This is a genomic window from Streptomyces sp. MMG1121, assembly GCF_001280015.1.
GTDB lineage: Bacteria > Actinomycetota > Actinomycetes > Streptomycetales > Streptomycetaceae > Streptomyces.
On sequence record NZ_LGDV01000205.1, the window covers coordinates 1 to 16,162 of the forward strand.

Genomic DNA, 16,162 nt, shown 5'->3' on the forward strand with positions numbered 1-16,162 from the left:
CGGGCCACAAGCGCACCCACCTCGGCGGACAGGGCGGGCTCGAGGCGCTCGTGCACCGACAGGGAGTCGTCACCGAGGGCCCGCGCGGCGGCCAGGACGAGGCCGCGCTCCGGGCCCTTCGGTACACCGGCGGCCGCCCGCTCGTACAGCTCGGCGCCCTCCTCCAGGACCAGTCCGATGTCGATGCCGGCCGGGATCTTGACCGAGGCGGCGTGTCGCCAGGTCGCCAGCGGGTCCGACCAGGCCTCCACACGGAAGGTCCAGCGGCCCGTCGCCTCCGGCGTGATCTCCGCGCCCCACACGTCGCTGCCGGGGGACAGCTCACGCATCGGCGTCCACGGGCCTCGGCGGCCCTTCGGATCGCGCAGGACCACATTGGCGCCCACGGCGTCGTGCCCTTCGCGGAACACGGTGGCCGTGACCTGGAAGGTCTCCCCGGCCACCGCCTTCGCCGGGCGCTTGCCGCACTCCACGGCCGGCCGGACGTCACGTACCGGTACACGGCCGATGGCCGGGGTCCTGCGCATGTATCTCACCTCCGCCGTGCGCGAAGCCGGGCACCTGGCCCGGCTTCGCGATCCGAGACGGGCCGGCTCGCGCCGGTCCCGTGGGGAACGCCTTGTACGGTGCCAGGTCAGGGGCTTGACGCCGTGGAACGCCGCTCCGGTGGCGGCCCTCTTCTCGCCGACCGGCGCCGTTTCGGCCGCCCGTTCTGCTCGCGCAGGTAGGTGACCAGGTTGGTGCGCAGATAGCGTTCGGCCGCGTCCGCCGCTTCGCGGGCGCAGCGCTTGCCCATCAGCACGCACAGCGTGTAACCCGAGTCCTCGAAGGCCGTGCGGACCGTGCGGTCGTGGGGCGAGGCGAGCATCACTCGTTCCCACGCCCGGTAACGCCGCAACTGCCGGGCCACCTCGGCCTTGGCGGGCAGCAGCATCGCCGTCTTCACCTTCCACGCTCTCGACTGGGCGCGTTCCCGACGGTCGGGTGGTGTCCGGGCGCGGGAGGGCACGGCACCGTTACGGCGATCGAGGCTTTCACTTATGGTGCACGCACGACGACGCAGCGTCTTGTTGGACCTTCAACCATGAGTGGTGTCGGGTGCTCGTGTTGCACGAATGGCGTAGTGGCCGCATCGTAAAGGTGACTCAGAAGCAATCAGCGCTCACGCTGGGTGTCCGGGGTCCCTCCCGGACAGGCGAGGGGAGCAAGAGCTTCGCCGGTGAGGAGCAAGCGACGATGAAGACCGCAGTGCCCTGCTACTACCGCATCGACGTGGAAGTCAGCCCCGAACGGGTGGGACAGGTCAGCCGCATCCTGGCCGCCCATCTGCGCTACTGGGACCTCGACAACCTCGCGGACCCCGTCTGCCGTGGCGCCGAACTGCTGCTGCGGGCGATCCACCAGCACGCCTCCGACAAGCGCACGACGATCGAGCTGTGGTGGAACGGACAGCACCTCATCACGGCCTTCGGCGACGACGACCCCGAACTGCGCCCCGACCAGGACCTGCGGTCCTGTCTGGCGGACATCGCCGCCATGAGCGACGGCTGGGGCTGCTGCGCCTCGGACAGCGGGACCAAGATCATCTGGTTCTCGCAGCGCGCCCGCGCGGGCCAGCGGGTCCCGCTGGTGCCCACTCCGCCCGTGCCCACCCTGATGGAGGACCTCCAGGTGCCGCGCGAGCTTCCGGTCGCGATGCTGGCCGCCCAGGCGGGTGCCCCGGACGACACCCTGGAGGACAGCCGGTGACGTCCCGCACCTCCCGGAACGGGCTGCCCGTGTGGAGCGGGCAGCCCTACCCGTTGGGCGCCACCTTCGACGGACAGAGCACCAACTTCGCGCTGTTCAGCGAGGTCGCCGAGCGTGTCGACCTGATCCTGCTGGACGACGCGGGCACCGAGACCGGCGTCCGGCTGCACGAGGTCGACGGATTCGTCTGGCACGCCCGGCTGCCCGGCATCGCGCCCGGCCAGCGCTACGGCTACCGGGTGCACGGCCCCTGGCAGCCCTCCCTCGGCCACCGCTGCAATCCGGCGAAGCTGCTGCTCGACCCCTACGCCATGGCCGTGGACGGCCAGATCGACAACCACGCCTCGCTGTACGAGCGCGCCCCCGACGGCCCGGCGCCCGCCGACAGCGCCGGGCACTCCATGCTGGGCGTGGTCACCGACCCGTACTTCGACTGGGGCGACGACCGCCCGCCCCGGACCCCGTACTCGGACTCGGTCATCTACGAGGCCCATGTGCGCGGCCTGACCCGCACCCACCCCGACGTCCCCGAGCGCCTGCGCGGCACCTACGCGGGGCTCGCGCACCCCGCGGTCATCGAGCACCTGACCTCGCTCGGCGTGACAGCGGTGGAGCTGATGCCGGTCCACCAGTTCGTGCAGGACGGCGTCCTGCAGGACCGCGGCCTGTCGAACTACTGGGGCTACAACACCATCGGCTTCTTCGCCCCGCACCACGCCTACGCCGCCTTCGGCAGCCGGGGGCAGCAGGTCAACGAGTTCAAGGCCATGGTGAAGGCGCTGCACGCGGCCGGCCTCGAGGTGATCCTCGACGTCGTCTACAACCACACCGCCGAGGGCAACGAACGGGGCCCCACCCTGTCCTTCCGGGGCATCGACAACGCCTCCTACTACCGGCTGGTCGACGGCGACTGGGCCCACTACTACGACACCACCGGCACCGGCAACAGCCTGCTGATGCGGCACCCGCACGTGCTCCAGCTGATCATGGACTCACTGCGGTACTGGGTCACCGAGATGCACGTCGACGGCTTCCGCTTCGACCTCGCGGCCACCCTGGCCCGGCAGTTCCACGAGGTGGACCGGCTCTCGGCGTTCTTCGACCTGATCCAGCAGGACCCGGTGATCAGCCGCGTCAAGCTGATCGCCGAACCGTGGGACGTGGGCGAGGGCGGCTACCAGGTGGGCAACTTCCCGCCGCTGTGGTCGGAGTGGAACGGCAAGTACCGGGACGCCGTGAGGGACTTCTGGCGGGCCGAGCGCGGTTCGCTCGGCGAGTTCGCCTCCCGGCTGACCGGCTCCTCCGACCTGTACCAGCACAGCCGGCGCCGGCCGCGCGCGAGCGTCAACTTCGTCACCGCGCACGACGGGTTCACCCTGCGCGACCTCGTGTCGTACAACGACAAGCACAACGTGGCCAACGGCGAGGACAACCGGGACGGCGAGAGTCACAACCGGTCCTGGAACTGCGGGGTGGAGGGTGCCACCGACGACCCGGCCGTCCTCGAACTGCGCGCCCGCCAGCAGCGCAATCTGCTGGCCACGCTGCTGCTCTCGCAGGGCATCCCCATGCTCAGCCACGGCGACGAACTCGGCCGCACCCAGCGCGGCAACAACAACGCCTACTGCCAGGACAACGAGATCTCCTGGGTGCACTGGGAACCGGCCGACGAGCAGCGGTCGTTGACGGCGTTCACCCGGCGCCTCATCGCCCTGCGTGCCGCCCATCCGGTGCTGCGCCGGAGCCGTTTCTTCCGGGGCGAGACCGTGACCAACGCCGACCAGCCGCTGCCCGATCTGATGTGGCTCAGGCCCGACGCGCGCGAGATGACCGACCGGGACTGGCAGCGCGGCGACGCGCACTCGGTGACCGTGTTCCTCAACGGCGACGCCATCGCCGAACGCGACTCCTACGGGCGCCGGATGACCGACGACTCCTTCCTGCTGCTCATCAACGGCTACTGGGAACCCGTCGGCTTCCGCCTGCCCGACCACACCTTCGCCGAACGCTGGACGACCCTCATCGACACCGCCGACCCGGAGGGCGTCCCCGACGAGCGGGAGCGCAAGGCGGGGACGCGGATGCGGGTGGAGGCGCGGAGTCTGGTCGTGCTGACGAGGCCGTCGCGAGTGGCCGGTTAACGCTCCCGGCGGGACGTCACGGTGAACTGCGCCCCGTCCGGATCCCGCAGAATCGCCTCGTCCTCCGCCTCGCTCAGCACACTGCCGCCGTGCTTCTCGGCCGTTCGCGCGCAGCCGGTGACGTCCGCGACGAAGAAGTGGATCTGCCAGTGCGGCCGTACGGACGGATCCGGAGCCGCCTCCGCCGCGCCGGAGTCGATCCGGGCCACGATGTCGCCCTGACTGCGCAGCACCACCTCGCCGCCCTCGTACTCCACCTCGCAGCAGCCCGGCAGCCCGGACGCCCAGTCGAGGACCTCGCCGTAGAACATCGCGGCATCGAAGGCGTTGCGGGTGTGCAGCCGGATGAAGGTGGGGGCCGCCCGCCGCCACGCCTCCCAGTTGCCCACCAGTTCGCCCTGCCAGATCCCGAACGTGGCCCCGTCCCGGTCGGCGAGCAGCGCGGCCCGGCCCGGGGCGAAGGACAGCGGTCCGACGGCCGCCGTGCCGCCGCGCTCGCGGACCCGGGACACGGCCACGTCGGCGTCCGGCACGGCGAAGTACGGCGTCCAGGCCACCGCCATCTGCCACATCGCGGCGACGGCGGCGATACCCGCCACCGGCACCCCGTCCGCCAGCGCGATACGGAAGTGCTCGCCGAGTTTGGCGCCGCGCCAGCGCCAGCCCAGGACCGCCGTGTAGAAGTCCTGGGTGGTCTCGAGGTCGCGGCTGGTCAGGCTCACCCAGCACGGGGCGCCGAAGACGGAGTGCGTGGACACGACGTCGCGCTTGCGCGGTCCACCGTCGACGGGGGTCTTGTGGTTCATGGCAGTCGCGTCCTGCTCTCGGGGCCGGTCGGCCGCCGGTCTGGCACCAGTGTCCACTGCGCGGGCCGGTTTCCGCTCCTCGGCCTTGCTTCGACTCCCCCTTTGGCTCCTGCCTTGACTCCCCCTTTGCGGCAATACCTCTGTAACAGAGGTAATCTTCGAATGTGGAGCACGAGACCTTCCCGGAGGACCTGGCCGACACGCTGGTACGGATCCAGCGGCTGATCCGGCGCCGCTTGCGCGGCGAGCTCGTCATGCCCCGGCTGCGCGGTGCCGAGGTGGAGCTGCTGCGGCTGGTCGAGTCCCGGCCCGGCATCCGCATCTCGGACGCGGCCAAGGCGCTGCACCTGGCGGGCAACTCCGTGTCGACCCTGGTCAACCAGCTGGTCGGGGGCGGATATCTGCTCCGCGAGACCGATCCGGCCGACCGGCGGGCCGCGCGTCTGCTGCTGACCGGAGCCGCCGAGAAAAGGCTCGCCGACTGGCAGCGCCGCCGGGCCGAGCTGGTGTCCCGGCAGGTCTCCCGGCTCGACGAGACCGACCGGGAGGCCCTCCGCGCGGCCCTTCCGGCGCTGCGCAAGCTGGCCGTCACCCTGCACGAGGAGGCCGAGGAATCATGACGCAGGCCGAGGATCACGACGGAGGTCCGGGCACCATGACGAGCGAGAGCGGCACCGCAGACCTGTCCGGTACGACCGCCGAAGGGGTGACCGAGGCCGTCACCTGCACCGGTCTCTCCTACGCGTTCGGCGACACCAAGGCCGTCGACGCGCTCGACCTGGCCGTCCACGAGGGCGAGGTGTTCGGACTGCTCGGCCCCAACGGCGCGGGCAAGACCACCGCCATCCGCTGCGTCACCACCCTGCTGCCCGTCCCCGCCGGCCTGGTCCGGGTCTTCGGCCACGACTCCGCGAAGGAACGCATGGCGGTCCGCCGGCTCCTCGGCTACGTCCCGCAGCAGCTGTCCGCCGACAGCGGGCTCACCGGGCGGGAGAACGTCGCCCTGTTCGCCCGTGTCTTCGACGTGCCCCGCCGCGAGCGGGCCGCCCGCGTCGCCCAGGCCCTCACCGCCGTCGGCCTCGCCGACGCCGCCGACCGGCTCGCCGGCACCTACTCCGGCGGTATGGTCCGCCGGCTCGAACTCGCGCAGGCCCTCGTCAGCGCCCCCCGGCTGCTGATCCTCGACGAGCCGACCATCGGCCTGGACCCGATCGCCCGCACCGGCGTGTGGGAGCACATCAACGCCGTCCGCGCCGCCACCGGCATGACCGTCCTGGTCACCACCCACTACATGGACGAGGCCGATCAGTACTGCGACCGGGTCGGCCTGATGCACCGCGGCCGTATCCGCGCCCTCGGCACCCCGGCCGAGCTGCGCCGGGGCCTCGCCGAACGCCGGGGCACCGACACCCTGCCCACGCTGGAGGACGTCTTCCGCGACGTCGCCGGCAGTGGCCTCGACGACACGTCCGGAGGAGGTTTCCGCGATGTCCGCAGCACCCGCCGAACCGCGCACCGAGTCGGCTGACCGCACGGATCTTCTGCTGACCCCGCCCGTGCCCCGCGCGGGCTGGCGGCTGCTGCCCGCCCGGGTCGTCGCCATGTGCGCGGTCGAACTGCAGAAACTGCGCCACGACCGCACCGAGCTGTACACACGCGCCGTCCAGCCCGCCCTGTGGCTGCTGATCTTCGGCCAGACCTTCACCCGGATCCGGGCGATACCCACCGGCGGCATCCCGTACATCGACTTCATGGCGCCCGGCATCATCGCCCAGTCGGCGATGTTCATCGCGATCTTCTACGGCATCCAGATCATCTGGGAGCGGGACGCGGGCATCCTGAACAAGCTCCTCGTCACCCCGACCCCGCGCTCGGCGCTGATCACCGGCAAGGCGTTCGCCGCCGGAGTGAAGTCGCTGGTGCAGGCCGTCGTCGTCATCGTCATCGCCGCCCTGCTCGGCGTCGCCCTGACCTGGAACCCGCTGAAACTGCTCGGCGTCGCCGTCGCCGTGGTCCTCGCCTCCGTGTTCTTCTCCTGCCTGTCGATGACCATCGCCGGCATCGTCCTCAGCCGCGACCGGCTGATGGGCTTCGGGCAGGCGATCACCATGCCGCTGTTCTTCGCCTCCAACGCCCTCTACCCCGTCAAGGTGATGCCGGGCTGGCTCCAGGCCGTCAGCAAGGCCAACCCGCTGAGCTATCAAGTCGACGCGCTGCGCGGCCTGCTGCTCGGCACGCCGTCGCATCTCGGCGCCGACTTCGCGGTGCTGGCGGTGGCCGCCGCGCTCGGGATCGCCGCCGCCTCCTCGTTGCTCGGCCGGCTGGCCCGCTGATCTTGGCCGCGGACGTGATGTGCGGCACGCGCGCGTACCCCGCCGAAAGGGGTGCCGAACGGATTCTTCCTGGGCAGCGCTTGATCACCGATCAAAGCGGGCGAACCCGCTGGCCACAGCGCATTCTGCTCATTTGACAGTGTGCTCAGCACACAGATAGACAGCAGCTCTCGAAGGTCGAGAGGGGCACTGTGTACGAGCCGAACGTGGTCGGGGACTGGCACGAGTACGACGAGCATGCCGGTCTGCGGGTCCGCGTCCACCGCCTGGAGGCGTCCGAGCCGCCGCGCGGACGCGACGACGCCGCCGTGGGGCTGACGTACTTCAGTGTCCGGGTGACCGTGGAGAACCGCGGTGCGCGGCACTACGGCATCCATCTGGAGGACGGCCAGATCGACGTCCGCGTCGGCCCGGACGGCGAGGCCGCGTTCATGGACTGGCGCAACTCCCAGTTCATCGAGGGCTTCGACGTCTACCCGCTGCGCCGCGCCACCGCCGTGCTCTACGCCGCCGCACCCGAGGCCGCCCTGACGCACGTGGACGTCCAGGTGCAGCTGCGGGTGGAGGAGGAGTGGGCCGACCGCCGGCTGTGGACCGGCGGTACCGGCGTCCAGGAGGCGACCGCCGCGGCCGCCCCGGCCGGCACCGCCCCGTGCAGCCTGGCCCACCAGGTCAGCGCCTTCCTGCGGGACCAGACGGAGCCGGGCGCGGCCTGACGCGGCCCGGTAGAACCCCTCGTGCCCGGGGCGGGGGCGGTCAGTGCGGGATTCCGTCGATGATCTCCCGGGCGCCCTGCCGGAGCAGCGCCACCGCGACCGAGGTGCCGAGGGTCGCCGGATCGAGCCGGCCCGCCCACTCGTGGGCGTTCAGCCGGGTCTTTCCGTCCGGTGTGAACACACAGGCCCGCAGGGAGAGTTCCCCGCCGCGGTCCACGCGCGCGTAGCCGGCGATCGGGCTGTTGCAGTGGCCCTGCAGCACGTGCAGGAACATCCGCTCGGCCGTCGCCTCCCGGTGGGTGGCGGCGTCGCCGAGCCCGCTGACCGCGTCGATCAGCTCGGTGTCGTCCTCGCGGCACTGCAGGGCGAGGATGCCCGCACCGATCGGCGGCATCATCGTCTCCGCCGACAGCACCTCGGTGATCACGTCGGTCCTGCCGATCCGCTCCAGCCCGGACACCGCCAGCAGCAGCGCGTCCGCCTCCCCGGCGGCGAGCTTCTCCAGCCGGCGGTTGGCGTTGCCACGGAACGGGACGCACTCCAGATGCGGATGCGTGGCGGCCAGTTGGGCGATCCGGCGCACCGCGGAGGTGCCGATCCGGGTGCCGGCCGGCAGCTCGTCCAGGGTGAGACCACCCGGATGGACCAGCGCGTCCCGGATGTCGTCCCGCTTCAGGAACGCCGCGAACACCGTGCCGGCGGGCAGCGGCCGGTCGGCGGGCACGTCCTTGACGCAGTGCACCGCGAGATCGGCTTCCCCGGCCAGCAGCGCCGCGTCGACCTCCTTGGTGAACGCCCCCTTGCCCTCGACCTGGGACAGATCGCCGAGCCACTTGTCACCGGTGGTCTTCACCGGGACGACCTCGGTGCGCACGCCCGGGTGCAGCACGGCCAGCTCGGCGCGGACCCGCTCGACCTGGGCGAGGGCCATGGGCGAGTCACGGGAGACGATTCGGATCAGTTCGGGAACCGGCATGGGCACACGATAGACCTTCGCCGCTCATGCCAGGTCTTCGGGCAGGTCCGCCGTGGACTCCTGCGGCGTCAGGTCCGGGCGCAGCCGCAGCCAGGACGGCTGGCGCAGCAGGCCGTTGCGGGTCCGTGTGCTGTAGCCGACCTCGCCCACGAGCCGGGGCAGCACCCAGTGGGCGCGGGTGATCCGCGGCACCGGGTCGAAGGGGCACCGGCTGCTTGCGGCGGCCTGGAGCAGCCGGGCCAGCTCGGTCCGCTCCGCCTCGCTCCAGCCGGTACCCACCCCGCCGACGTACCGCAGCCGGTCACCCGCGCGTTGGCCGACCAGCAGGGCTCCGGGCAGCCCGGACAGCCGTCCCCTGCCGGGCAGCCAGCCGCCGACGATCACGTCCTCGGCCCGCATGTTCCGGATCTTGATCCAGGAGCGGGAGCGCACCCCGGGCTCGTACACCGAGTCCAGCCGCTTGCACACCAGGCCTTCCAGGCCGTGCTCCCTGGTCGCCGCGAGCGCCTCGGCGCCGTGCCCGGTGACGGCACCCGGCGTCGACCAGTACGGTCCGGCCAGGCCCAGCTCCGCCAGCCGGGCCCGCCGCTGTGCGTACGGCCGCCGGAGCAGGGATTCCCCCAGGTAGGGCACGTCGAAGAGGACCAGGTGGACCGGCACTTCGGCGGCCCGGCGCGCGGCCCGCGCGGGGGAGTGGGCGAGTCCCATCCGGCTCTGCAGCAGCTGGAAATCGGCCCGGCCCCGCGCGTCCAGGGCCAGCACCTCGCCGTCCAGCACGGCGGGCGTGCCGCGCAGGGCGCCGCCGAGCGGCCGGAGTTCGGGATAGGCCGCGGTGATGTCCTCGCCCGAGCGGGCGCGCAGGCGCACGCTGCCGTCGCCGGGCAGATAGACCATCGCCCGCTGGCCGTCCTGCTTGGTCTCGTACGCCCATCGCGTGTCCTGCGCGGCGGGCGGCAGCCTGCCGGCCGTGGCGAGCATCGGTGCGATGAGCGGCAGGGGTACGGCGGTCACGGCTGAAGTCCTCGACCGCTTCCGCCGACCGCACGCGCCTTCGCCCGTCGGTTCCCCTGAACGGGTCCGTACCGGGATCAGGTGTGCTGGAGACAGGCGAGCACGGCCGGCACCCGGCGGTGCCCGCTGTCGCTCGGCGGCAGGCCCAGCTTCAGGAAGACGTTGCCGATGTGCTTGCTGACGGCGCGTTCGGTGATGACGAGGGTCCGGCCGATCGTGGTGGTGTCATGGCCCTCGGACATCAGGTGCAGCACCTCACGCTCGCGCGGGGTGAGCGCGTCCGGGGAAGAGTGCGCGCGGCGGGTCATCAGTTCCGTCACCGCATCGGGGGCGAGCGCCGTGCCGCCCCGGGCGACCCGTTGCGGCACGTCGAGGAATTCATCCACACAGCCCACCCGGTCCTTGAGCAGATAGCCCACCGCCCTTGAGCAGATAGCCCACCGCGCGCGCCGCCGCTCAGCAACTCGGCCGCGTACGCCTCCTCGACGTACTGCGAGAGCACCAGGACCGGCAGCCCGGGCAGCCGCTCGCGTGCCTCCAGCGCGGCGCGCAGCCCCTCGTCACGAAAGCGCGGTGGCATCCGGACGTCCAGGAGGGCGATGTCCGGCCGCTGGGCCAGCAGCGCCGGAACGACTTCCGGTCCACTGCCCACGACGCCGGCCACCTCGTGCCCGGCCGACGTCAGCAACAACACCAGGCCCTCCCGGAGCAGAGCGTTGTCCTCGGCGATCAGCACACGCACAACGGTTCCCGCGACAGATCGGCCGGGCCCCGACCGCCCGGCGGCCACCGGACCAGGTGTCTCATGCTGTCACTCCCGAACGTCCCTCGTTCTGCGGCCCCGTACGCCTGCCGTCCCGCCCGGCCGAGGCCACGGCCCGCCCGGACCTGATGGTCCGGCCGAGGCCACCGCTGCGGCGCCCTTCCCGGCCGGGCCCGCCGCCCGCGCGGAGCGGCACGGACCACTGCGCCGGCGGGCCGGCTGGTACCCCCGCTGTGGCCGAGGTCGCGGCGGCTGCCGGGGCCGAGTGCCCCGGCCCGCTTCTCGCGCCGCGTGGCGCAGGCCTCGTGCCGGCTGTCGCGCTCCGCCCCCCGGCGCGGCTGTCCGGCTCAGGCACCGCCCCCCCGTCGTCCCGCCGAGGCCACCGCTGCAGCCGATGGCCGGGGCCGCCCCGGCCGACCAGTCCGGCCCGTTGCCCGTTGCCCGCGCGGAGCGGCACCGGCTCCTGCGCAGGTCGTCGGGCTCGGGCACCGTCCCGTTCGTTCGCCTCAGGCCACCGTTCCGGCCGAAGGCTCGGCGGTCGTCGGTGCGCAGGCGGGGGCCGGGGCGGGCGGGCGGTGGCGGGGGAGGAAGGAGGCGAGGACGAAGGCGAGGACGGCCGCGCCCGCGCCGATCGCCATGACGACCTTGAACCCGTTCTGGGACGGCAGCGCCTGCCCGCCGAGGCTGATCGTCATCTGTGCCAGGATCACGCCCGTGACCGCGCTGGCCACGGAGGTGCCGATGGACCGCATCAGCGTGTTGAGGCTGTTCGCGGCGGCCGTCTCCGAGGGCGGAACCGCGCCCATGATCAGCGCCGGCATGGCGCCGTACGCGAAGCCGACGCCCGCGCCGATGACGCAGGACACCAGGATCAGGTGCCACACCTCGGACATCAGGACGATGTTGAGGCCGTACCCCGCCGCGACGATCACCGCGCCGATCATGAGCGTGACCTTCGGCCCCCTGGCCTTGGTGATGGCGGCGGAGACCGGGGCGAAGCCCATCATGACCAGACCCTGCGGAGCCATCACCAGACCCACGGTCATCATCGACCTGCCCAGGCCGTACCCCGTCTGGGTCGGCAGTTGGAGCAACTGCGGGAGCACCAGCGACATCGCGAACATCGAGAAGCCGAACGCGATGGAGGCGAGGTTGGTGAACAGCACCTGGCGGCGGACCGTGGTGCGCAGGTCCACCAGCGGCGTCCGTGTGCGCAGTTCGAAGAAGCCCCAGGCCACGAGAGCGACGACGGCGAGCGCGAACAGGCCGAGCGTGGTGCCGCTGGCCCAGCCCCAGTCGCCGCCCTTGGAGATGGCGAGCAGCAGCGAGACGAGCCCGACGGCCACACCGAGCGCCCCGACGAGGTCGAAGCGGCCGCCGGTACGCACGCCGGACTCCGGCACCAGGGACAGGACGAGCCCGAACGCGACGACCCCGAGGGCCCCCGAGGTCCAGAACAGCACGTGCCAGTCGTAGTGGTCGGCGATGAACGCGGCGGCGGGCAGTCCGAGCGCGCCGCCCACACCGAGCGAGGCGCTCATCAGCGCGGTCGAGCCGGCCAGCTTCTCCGGCGGCAGTTCGTCGCGCATGATGCTGATGCCCAGCGGCACCACGGCGGCGGCCAGCCCCTGCAGCGCGCGGCCGACGATCATGGGGATCAGCGCGTCGCTGAGCGCGCAGACCACCGAACCGGCCACCAGCAGCACCAGACTGACCAGCAGCAGACGCCGCTTGCCGAACATGTCGCCGAGCCGGCCCGTCACGGGCGTGGCGACAGCGGCTGCCAGCAGCGTGGCCGTGACCGCCCAGGCGGCGTCGGACGCCGAGGCGTGCAGATAGACGGGCAGCTCCGGGACGATCGGGATCACCAGGGTCTGCATCAGCGACACGGTGATACCGGCCAGGGCCAGCACCGCGACCACGGCACCCGGGCGCGACGGAACGGATCCGCCGGCCCCGGCGGGCCGAACGGGGGCATCGGACATGAGACGAGGACCTTCCGGAGAGAAAGAGAAGCAAGGAGAGAACAGAACGTTTAAGTCAACTGCTTGACTTACTTTATCGAGCCGAAAAGGCGCCGTACGCGGGGCCTGTTCCTGGTGGGGCGGGCGCGCACCGTAGGGTTGGCCGGCTGGACCTCGCCGCCCCGGTCGAGGGCCTGGGGCGGTGCGCGGGACTGACCGCCCCGGGGCGGTGCACAGTCCCGGAGCGGTGGTGAGCATGGCGGGCAGGACGGCGCGGGCCGAGCAGGTGAGCGCGACGCGGGAGGCGATCCTGACCGCGGCGGAGCGGCTGTTCGCCGAGCACGGCGTGTACGCCGTCTCCAACCGTCAGGTCAGCGAGGCCGCCGGCCAGGGCAACAACGCCGCGGTCGGCTACCACTTCGGCACCAAGGCCGACCTGGTCCGCGCGGTGGCCCGGCGGCACGGCGAGCACATCGAGACGCTCCGCGAGCGGGCGCTGGTGGCGGCCGGCGACTCCACGGACGTACGCGACTGGGTCGACTGCCTGGTGCGCCCGGTCACCGAGCACCTGGCCGGGCTCGGCAGCCCCACCTGGTACGCCCGGTTCTGCGCCCAGGTGATGACCGACCCCGCGCTGCACGAGATCATGGTCGAGGAGTCCATGACCTCCCCGGCGCTGCGGCAGGCGATCGAGGCCCTGAACCGCGTCCTGCCCGAGCTGCCGTCCGAGGTCCGCGCCGAACGTGGCCAGATGGTCCGGCAGTTGATCCTGCACACCTGCGCCGAGCGGGAGCGGGCACTCGCCGAGGGCACCCCGACCCCGCGCGCCACCTGGGCGGAGGCGGCCGGCGGACTCGCCGACGCGATCGTCGGCCTGTGGCTGGCACCGGTGAGCCGCGACGCCCGCTGAGCCTCGCGCATCCGCGGCTCACGCATCGAACGTCACCACGACCTTCTCCGCGGCCCCCGGCGTGAGCGCCAGCCCGAAGGCGCGGTCGGCCTCGGCGAACGGGACGCGATGGCTGATCAGCCGGGCGAACCGCTCATGGTGCTCGATCAGCTGGGGTGTGACCTCGAAGATCTCGGTCGGGTACCCCTGGGAGGCGATCAGCGTCAGCTCGCTGCGCAGCATGCCGCCGAGGTCGACCTCGGAGCCCTTCTTCTGTGCGGCGACCATGACCAGCCGGGCGCCCCACTCGGCGGCGCCGACCATGGTGTCGAAGACGGCGGCGGCCCCGGCGGCGTAGACGCTCCGCCGCGAGGGCTACGACGGCACGCTCACCCTCGTCGGCGACGAACCCCGTCCGCCCTACGACCGCCCGCCGCCGTCCAAGCAGGTGCTGTCCGCCCAGTGGGAGCCGGAGCGGGTACGGCTGCGCCCGCCCGCCGACCTCGACGCGCTCCACCTGGACCTCAGACTCGGCGTCCCCGCACGGGAGTTGGACACGAACGGCCGCACGGTGCGGCTGGCCGACGGTTCGGTGCTGCCGTACGACGGACTCGTCGTGGCCACCGGCGTACGGCCCCGCCGGCTGCCGGGCAGCGGCGCGCGGGTGCTGCGCACCCTGGACCGCCCGGCTGTCAGGGCTGTGCTTGTCGCTTCGTCCGGCCTGCGGCGTCAGTGGGCGGGTTGATCCGTGAGCCCGGCCACCGGGCTTGCGCCCGCTGCCTTGCCCGGCCCGCGAGCCCGGCCACCGGGCCTGTGCCCGTCGCCTTCCCCGGTCCGTCGGCCTGACCGCCAGGGCCTGCGCTCGCTGCCTCGCCCAGCCCCTGACGTCCATGGGAGGGTCGACCCGCCGGTCCGGCCGTCAGGCCCGCTCTCGCCGCCCCGCTCGACCCGCGACCCCAGTCGTCAGGTCCGCGTCGTAGCGATGCTCACCGCGTTCGCCGCCACCACCGCACCGATGCCCGCCCACTCCGCGCCGCCCGGGCCCTGGTCGAGGATGGCCCAGCCGACCAGGGCCGCAAGGACCGGGTTGACGCTCATGAACAGGCCGAAGGTCTGCGTGGGGACGTGGCGCAGGGTCAGCAGGTCGGCCAGGTAGGGCACGGCGGACGACAGGACTCCGGCCGCCACCGCGCACAGGACCGCCCCGGCCGTCGGCGGATGGCGCAGGGCGACGGCGACGCCGGCCGGCAAGAAGGCCAGTGCGGACACCGTCGCGGCCGCCGCGGAGCCCTGCGCGCCGGGTATGCGGCGGCCGACGACGCGGTTGAGCAGGATGTACGAGGCCCAGCAGCACGCGGCGACCAGGGCCAGGGCCATGCCGGTGTAGTCCGCGGAGGGGCGCGGGCGCATCAGGACGACCACCCCGGCCGCGGCCAGCACCGCGCACCCGGCGTCCAGCCGGCGCCGCGAGGCGGCCAGGGCGATGGCGAGCGGCCCGAGGAACTCCAGGGTCACGGCGAGTCCCAGGCCGATCCGGTCGACGGCTGTGTACAGGCTGAGGTTCATCGTGCCGAACACCGCGGCCAGGAGCAGCACCGGCCACCACTGCCGCCAGGTGAAGCCGCGCAGTCGGGGCCGGCCGACGGCCAGCAGGGCGAGCGCGGCGACGTACTGGCGCACCGCGACCACGCCGAGCGGGCCGAGGACGGGGAAGGCGAGCGCCCCGACGGCGGCGCCGGTCTGGTTGGAGAGCCCGCTGCCGAACATCGTGGCCACGCCGGCCAGCCGCCGGGCCTGTGTCGGGGACGGGGTGATGACCATGGGCGCGGCCACGGCCGGGCGTTGGGGAGCGCGTCGCATACCGGGATCGTGCGCCGCCCTGACGCTTGCGCAAAATGCATGCGCTGGTCCATCTATACGCTGAGCGTATGCACGATATCGATCTGCGCCAGCTGCGCTGTCTCGTGGCCATCGTCGACGAGGGCACGTTCACGGACGCGGCGATCACGCTCGGCGTCTCCCAGGCCGCGGTCTCCCGCACCCTCGCCTCCCTGGAGCGCGCACTGGGCGTACGGCTGCTGCGCCGCACCTCCCGCGAGGTGACCCCGACCGCGACCGGGCTGCGCGTGGTGGCGCAGGCCCGCCGGGTGCTCGCGGACGTCTTTGACCTGGTCCGGGAGGCGACCTCGGGGCACACCCGGCTGCGCGTCGGCTACGCCTGGTCGGCGGTGGGCCGGCACACGGTCGCCTTCCAGCGGCGCTGGACCGCGGCACACGGGGACATCGACCTGCATCTGGTGCGCGTCAACTCGCCCTTCGCCGGGCTGGCCGAGGGTGCCTGCGATCTCGCCGTCGTCCGCAGGCCGCTGGACGACCGGCGGTTCGACACCGCGATCGTCGGTCTGGAGCGCCGGCTGTGCGCGCTCGCCGCCGACGACCCGCTCGCCAGGCGCCGTTCGGTGCGGCTCGCCGAGCTGACCGACCGCACCCTGCTGGTGGACCGCCGTACCGGCACCGCCACCCCCGGCCTGTGGCCGCCCGACGCCCGCCCGGCCGTCGAGGAGACGTACGACGTCGACGACTGGCTCACCGAGATCGCCGCCGGGCGCGGGATCGGCGTCACCGCGGAGTCGACCGCGAACCAGTACCCGCGGCCCGGCATCGTCTACCGGCCGGTCCGCGACGCCGAACCCGTCGCCGTACGGCTCGCCTGGTGGCGCGACGACCCGCATCCGGCCCGCCAGGCGGTCGTCGAACTGCTCACCGAGCTGTACCGCACACCCTGAGCCATCCGGGAAGGATGATGCAGACAAA

Annotated in this window: 16 protein-coding genes and 2 pseudogenes; 9 read left to right on the plus strand and 9 right to left on the minus strand. The window is 72.7% G+C overall.

Annotation, left to right across the window (positions count from 1 at the left end; translation table 11 throughout):
- Both ADK64_RS27865 and ADK64_RS27870 read right to left on the minus strand, forming a co-directional pair.
- Positions 1-527 (minus strand): maltotransferase domain-containing protein (locus tag ADK64_RS27865; RefSeq protein WP_159046344.1); only part of this gene is annotated, 527 nt, incomplete at its 3' end.
- Positions 528-634: 107 nt separating this feature from the next.
- Positions 635-934 carry a DUF5133 domain-containing protein gene (locus ADK64_RS27870; protein WP_053663312.1) on the minus strand — a complete coding sequence of 100 codons (300 nt, stop codon included), beginning with the start codon at positions 932-934 and terminating at the stop codon, positions 635-637.
- A 302-nt stretch (positions 935-1,236) separates the two neighbouring features.
- Between ADK64_RS27870 and ADK64_RS27875 the strand changes: the two genes are divergently transcribed.
- Complete coding sequence (locus ADK64_RS27875) at positions 1,237-1,749, plus strand: hypothetical protein (RefSeq protein ID WP_053663239.1); 513 nt, start codon at positions 1,237-1,239, stop codon at positions 1,747-1,749.
- Entirely contained in the window at positions 1,746-3,890 is a 2,145-nt protein-coding gene (glgX, locus tag ADK64_RS27880) for a glycogen debranching protein GlgX (protein WP_107093107.1), read from the plus strand. Before ADK64_RS27875 ends, glgX begins: the two co-directional genes overlap by 4 nt.
- Here glgX and ADK64_RS27885 read toward each other — a convergent pair.
- Entirely contained in the window at positions 3,887-4,696 is an 810-nt protein-coding gene (locus ADK64_RS27885; RefSeq protein WP_053663241.1) for a VOC family protein, read from the minus strand. The genes glgX and ADK64_RS27885 overlap by 4 nt on opposite strands.
- A gap of 164 nt (positions 4,697-4,860) precedes the next feature.
- Here ADK64_RS27885 and ADK64_RS27890 point away from each other — a divergent pair, with 164 nt between their 5' ends.
- The 4 genes from ADK64_RS27890 (at position 4,861) to ADK64_RS27905 (ending at position 7,745) form a co-directional block, all read left to right on the plus strand.
- A complete protein-coding gene (locus ADK64_RS27890; protein ID WP_053663242.1) occupies positions 4,861-5,316 on the plus strand; it encodes a MarR family winged helix-turn-helix transcriptional regulator in 456 nt (151 codons plus the stop codon).
- A 35-nt stretch (positions 5,317-5,351) separates the two neighbouring features.
- On the plus strand, positions 5,352-6,224 hold the full coding sequence (locus ADK64_RS27895; RefSeq protein ID WP_053663316.1) for an ABC transporter ATP-binding protein: 873 nt from the start codon (positions 5,352-5,354) through the stop codon (positions 6,222-6,224).
- On the plus strand, positions 6,184-7,029 hold the full coding sequence (locus ADK64_RS27900) for an ABC transporter permease (RefSeq protein ID WP_053663244.1): 846 nt from the start codon (positions 6,184-6,186) through the stop codon (positions 7,027-7,029). Before ADK64_RS27895 ends, ADK64_RS27900 begins: the two co-directional genes overlap by 41 nt.
- Before the next feature lie 191 nt (positions 7,030-7,220).
- A complete protein-coding gene (locus ADK64_RS27905; protein WP_053663245.1) occupies positions 7,221-7,745 on the plus strand; it encodes a hypothetical protein in 525 nt (174 codons plus the stop codon).
- 40 nt (positions 7,746-7,785) lie between these two features.
- Here the strand turns inward: ADK64_RS27905 and hemC are convergent, their stop codons facing one another.
- From hemC to ADK64_RS27925, 4 genes and pseudogenes are all read right to left on the minus strand, one after another.
- Positions 7,786-8,727: a hydroxymethylbilane synthase gene (gene hemC / locus ADK64_RS27910; protein ID WP_199829723.1), complete on the minus strand. Its 942-nt coding sequence runs from the start codon at positions 8,725-8,727 to the stop codon at positions 7,786-7,788.
- An 18-nt stretch (positions 8,728-8,745) separates the two neighbouring features.
- Complete coding sequence (locus ADK64_RS27915) at positions 8,746-9,699, minus strand: ATP-dependent DNA ligase (RefSeq protein ID WP_078992874.1); 954 nt, start codon at positions 9,697-9,699, stop codon at positions 8,746-8,748.
- 110 nt (positions 9,700-9,809) lie between these two features.
- Positions 9,810-10,474 (minus strand): annotated as a pseudogene (locus ADK64_RS27920) (response regulator).
- 527 nt (positions 10,475-11,001) lie between these two features.
- Positions 11,002-12,480: an MFS transporter gene (locus ADK64_RS27925; RefSeq protein WP_053663251.1), complete on the minus strand. Its 1,479-nt coding sequence runs from the start codon at positions 12,478-12,480 to the stop codon at positions 11,002-11,004.
- A gap of 235 nt (positions 12,481-12,715) precedes the next feature.
- On the opposite strand from ADK64_RS27925, the gene ADK64_RS27930 reads away from it, so the two are divergent.
- On the plus strand, positions 12,716-13,369 hold the full coding sequence (locus ADK64_RS27930) for a TetR/AcrR family transcriptional regulator (RefSeq protein WP_053663318.1): 654 nt from the start codon (positions 12,716-12,718) through the stop codon (positions 13,367-13,369).
- Between the two features lie 18 nt (positions 13,370-13,387).
- On the opposite strand, the gene ADK64_RS27935 is transcribed toward ADK64_RS27930, so the two are convergent.
- Positions 13,388-13,672: a hypothetical protein gene (locus ADK64_RS27935; RefSeq protein WP_234384718.1), complete on the minus strand. Its 285-nt coding sequence runs from the start codon at positions 13,670-13,672 to the stop codon at positions 13,388-13,390.
- A 34-nt stretch (positions 13,673-13,706) separates the two neighbouring features.
- Between ADK64_RS27935 and ADK64_RS27940 the strand changes: the two are divergent.
- Positions 13,707-14,030: pseudogene (locus tag ADK64_RS27940) on the plus strand (FAD-dependent oxidoreductase); the annotation flags it as partial.
- A gap of 281 nt (positions 14,031-14,311) precedes the next feature.
- Here ADK64_RS27940 and ADK64_RS27945 read toward each other — a convergent pair.
- Positions 14,312-15,169 carry an EamA family transporter gene (locus tag ADK64_RS27945; RefSeq protein ID WP_234384720.1) on the minus strand — a complete coding sequence of 286 codons (858 nt, stop codon included), beginning with the start codon at positions 15,167-15,169 and terminating at the stop codon, positions 14,312-14,314.
- A gap of 107 nt (positions 15,170-15,276) precedes the next feature.
- Here ADK64_RS27945 and ADK64_RS27950 point away from each other — a divergent pair, with 107 nt between their 5' ends.
- A complete protein-coding gene (locus tag ADK64_RS27950) occupies positions 15,277-16,134 on the plus strand; it encodes a LysR family transcriptional regulator (RefSeq protein ID WP_053663255.1) in 858 nt (285 codons plus the stop codon).
- Positions 16,135-16,162: the final 28 nt, after the last annotated feature.

Bases quoted from the DNA above. Each gene is read 5' to 3' on its own strand.
- ADK64_RS27915 (WP_078992874.1), bottom strand. From the start codon at position 9,699: ATGCTCGCCACGGCCGGCAGGCTGCCGCCCGCCGCGCAGGACACGCGA.
- ADK64_RS27895 (WP_053663316.1), top strand. From the start codon at position 5,352: ATGACGAGCGAGAGCGGCACCGCAGACCTGTCCGGTACGACCGCCGAA.
- ADK64_RS27900 (WP_053663244.1), top strand. From the start codon at position 6,184: ATGTCCGCAGCACCCGCCGAACCGCGCACCGAGTCGGCTGACCGCACG.
- ADK64_RS27935 (WP_234384718.1), bottom strand. From the start codon at position 13,672: ATGGTCGGCGCCGCCGAGTGGGGCGCCCGGCTGGTCATGGTCGCCGCA.
- ADK64_RS27930 (WP_053663318.1), top strand. From the start codon at position 12,716: ATGGCGGGCAGGACGGCGCGGGCCGAGCAGGTGAGCGCGACGCGGGAG.
- ADK64_RS27945 (WP_234384720.1), bottom strand. From the start codon at position 15,169: ATGGTCATCACCCCGTCCCCGACACAGGCCCGGCGGCTGGCCGGCGTG.
- ADK64_RS27950 (WP_053663255.1), top strand. From the start codon at position 15,277: ATGCACGATATCGATCTGCGCCAGCTGCGCTGTCTCGTGGCCATCGTC.
- ADK64_RS27875 (WP_053663239.1), top strand. From the start codon at position 1,237: ATGAAGACCGCAGTGCCCTGCTACTACCGCATCGACGTGGAAGTCAGC.
- ADK64_RS27885 (WP_053663241.1), bottom strand. From the start codon at position 4,696: ATGAACCACAAGACCCCCGTCGACGGTGGACCGCGCAAGCGCGACGTC.
- ADK64_RS27925 (WP_053663251.1), bottom strand. From the start codon at position 12,480: ATGTCCGATGCCCCCGTTCGGCCCGCCGGGGCCGGCGGATCCGTTCCG.
- ADK64_RS27870 (WP_053663312.1), bottom strand. From the start codon at position 934: ATGCTGCTGCCCGCCAAGGCCGAGGTGGCCCGGCAGTTGCGGCGTTAC.